Below are 2,396 nucleotides of genomic sequence, written 5' to 3'. Positions count from 1 at the left end.
AGCAGGCTTGCCCGGTTGGGCATGCAGGTGGGATTGGTGACCGTGGCCTCGGTGAAGATCATGCTCTCCGCGGCAAGCCGGTCCAGGTTGGGCGTGCGGACCGTGGGGTTGCCGGCGAAACCCAAGTGATCGGCCCGAAGTTGGTCGGCGATCAGAACGAGTACGTTGGGGCGGACCGATGGTGCGGCGGTCATGCCGGCTTCCGGATCATCGATAGGACTTTGGTCCGCTGCTCGGCGAACCCATTGAGGGCACGCGAGCTGATCTGGTCCCGTGGTGAGGGCAGATTGATGTCGACGACGTCGAGGACCCGCGCGGGCTTCGCGCCGAGCACCACGACACGGTCCGAGAGATAGACAGCCTCGTCGATGTCGTGCGTGACCACGAGGATGGTCATGCCGAAGTCGTCACGGATTTTCAGGCACAGGTCTTCGAGTTCGAACCGGGTCTGGGCGTCAACGGAGGCGAACGGCTCATCCATGATGAGGATCTCCGGTCGGTAGGCCAATGCCCGCGCAATTGCCACGCGCTGCTGCATGCCACCGGACAGTTGCCAAGGGTACTGGGCCGCGGCTTGAGTCAGGCCAACAGCTTCCAGCGCCGTATCAATCCGCTGATTCAGTTCGACCGCGGGGAGACGCAGGTGGCGCAGCGGCAGCCGGACGTTCTTGCGCACCGTCAGCCAAGGCATCAGCGACCGGTTGTAGTCCTGGAAAACCAGTGCCATCTCCGCAGGCGGACCATCAATGGGCCGGCCGTCGATGGCCGCAGCCCCGGAGCTGACAGGATGCAGCCCGGCAAGGCACTTCAGGAGGGTGGTCTTGCCAACACCGGACGGCCCTACGATGCAGACGATCTCGCCGGTCTCCACTGTGAAGGTGAGGTCTTCGATGACGGTCTTGGCGCCCGGGCCAGAGCCGTAGGTCTTGGATAGGCCGGCCACGTCCAGCCGGGGCGGAACCGGGCCCAGCTGCTGGTCTTTCATCGTTATGTCTGTCATGTCTGTTTCGTCCCGGTGGTCGATTGGGCCGGCGTGGGCGCGGCGTGAACGGTGAGTGGTCTTGGTTGGCCTTGCGTGGGCGGTGGACATCAGTTACTCCTAGCGAGGCGACGGGAGCCGATGTACCAGGCGAGCACCCGCCGTCGGCCCAGTTCGAAGACCATGTTGGTAAGGAAGCCGATCACTCCGAGCAGCAGGATCCCGGCCCACATGTCCGAGATCATGAAGCTTTGCTGTGCCAGCAGCGTCATGGCACCGATGCCTTGGGAGGAACCGAGCATTTCGCTGGCAATCATCACCACGAACGCTGTCTGCAGACTGACCTGAAGTCCGGAAGCGATCTGCGGGCTGGCCGCCGGAAAATATACTTGGGTGATTCTCTCCGGGAGGCTGAGCCGGTAGACGGAGCTGACGTCCTTCAGCGTCGAATCCACACTCCGCAGCCCGTCCATGGTGGCGATCAAGGTGGGAAACACCGCGGCCAGCGCGATGCTGTAAACCCTCATTTCCACGCCGAAGCCGAGGAGCGAGATCAGGATCGGGATCAGTGCGACCGGCGGGATGCTGCGGAACAGATGGATGACCGGGTCCACGAAGCCACGTAGCCGCGGCATGAAGGTCAGGAGGAATCCGAGCACGACGCCGGCGATGGCCGCCACCGCGAATCCGATGAGCAGATTTGCCAGGCTGGGAAGCACATCCGAGGCGAAGTGGTCGAAAACCCACAGCTGCTGGAATCGCACCAGGATGGTGGACAGCGGCGGGAAGAACGTGTTGGTGGAGCCCGCCGAGAGGAGAAACCAGAGCCCGAGCAACAGCACGGGCGTACCGATACCGAGGCCGATATAGAACTGCTTCCTCATGCTCATACCGAGACCTCCCGATAGGATTCATGCCAGTGCAGCAAGCGCCGCTCAATGGCCCGGGAACCGCCGATGAAGCACAGCCCGAGGAACCCGAGGACAAGCACCAGCCCGTACAGGGATGGATAGTTGCCGGCGGCCTGGGCTTGGAAGATGCTCTTGCCCAGGCCAGGGCCGCCGCCGAGAAGGCCGGCCACAACCGCAACGACGAGGGAAATCGGTGCCGCAATCCGCATCGCGGTCCCGATGAACGGAAGTGCGCTGGGCAGAACGATGCGGAACAGGATCTCCGCTTGCCCCATCCCAAACGACCGCGCGGTGTCCCGGGCTACGGGATCAGTGTCATCGACCCCCGAAATGGTCTGCATCAGGATCGGCACAAGGCAGCCGATGATGACCAGCACCCACGCCATGGTCGGCGTCGGACCGAAGATCAGCACAACGAGCGGCAGGACCACGATCGGCGGAATCGGCTTGAGAAACTCCACCACGGCCAACGTGGCATAGCGTGCCGAGGGGAAGCTGCCGATGAG

Annotated in this window: 4 protein-coding genes; all 4 read right to left on the bottom strand. The window is 63.4% G+C overall.

The features are described 5' to 3' along the window. Nucleotides 1–194: sulfatase-like hydrolase/transferase (locus tag E4J89_RS19240; protein WP_169304075.1), on the bottom strand; the 194-nt coding region annotated here is incomplete at its 3' end. Then, a complete protein-coding gene (locus tag E4J89_RS19235) occupies nucleotides 191–1,000 on the bottom strand; it encodes an ABC transporter ATP-binding protein (RefSeq protein WP_136787817.1) in 810 nt (269 codons plus the stop codon). The genes E4J89_RS19235 and E4J89_RS19240, both read right to left, overlap by 4 nt. A gap of 89 nt (nucleotides 1,001–1,089) precedes the next feature. Beyond that, complete coding sequence (locus E4J89_RS19230) at nucleotides 1,090–1,869, bottom strand: ABC transporter permease (RefSeq protein ID WP_136787816.1); 780 nt, start codon at nucleotides 1,867–1,869, stop codon at nucleotides 1,090–1,092. Further along, nucleotides 1,866–2,396 (bottom strand): ABC transporter permease subunit (locus tag E4J89_RS19225; RefSeq protein ID WP_136787815.1); only part of this gene is annotated, 531 nt, incomplete at its 5' end. The genes E4J89_RS19225 and E4J89_RS19230, both read right to left, overlap by 4 nt.

Origin of the sequence: Arthrobacter sp. CAU 1506 (genome assembly GCF_005047635.1) — a bacterium.
In the GTDB taxonomy this organism is placed as follows: domain Bacteria; phylum Actinomycetota; class Actinomycetes; order Actinomycetales; family Micrococcaceae; genus Crystallibacter.
This window is presented reverse-complemented; position numbering and strand designations above follow the sequence as displayed.

What these genes read in the sequence shown, in the direction of transcription:
- E4J89_RS19230 (WP_136787816.1), bottom strand. Translation starts at nt 1,869, where the DNA reads ATGAGCATGAGGAAGCAGTTCTATATCGGCCTCGGTATCGGTACGCCC.
- E4J89_RS19235 (WP_136787817.1), bottom strand. Translation starts at nt 1,000, where the DNA reads ATGACAGACATAACGATGAAAGACCAGCAGCTGGGCCCGGTTCCGCCC.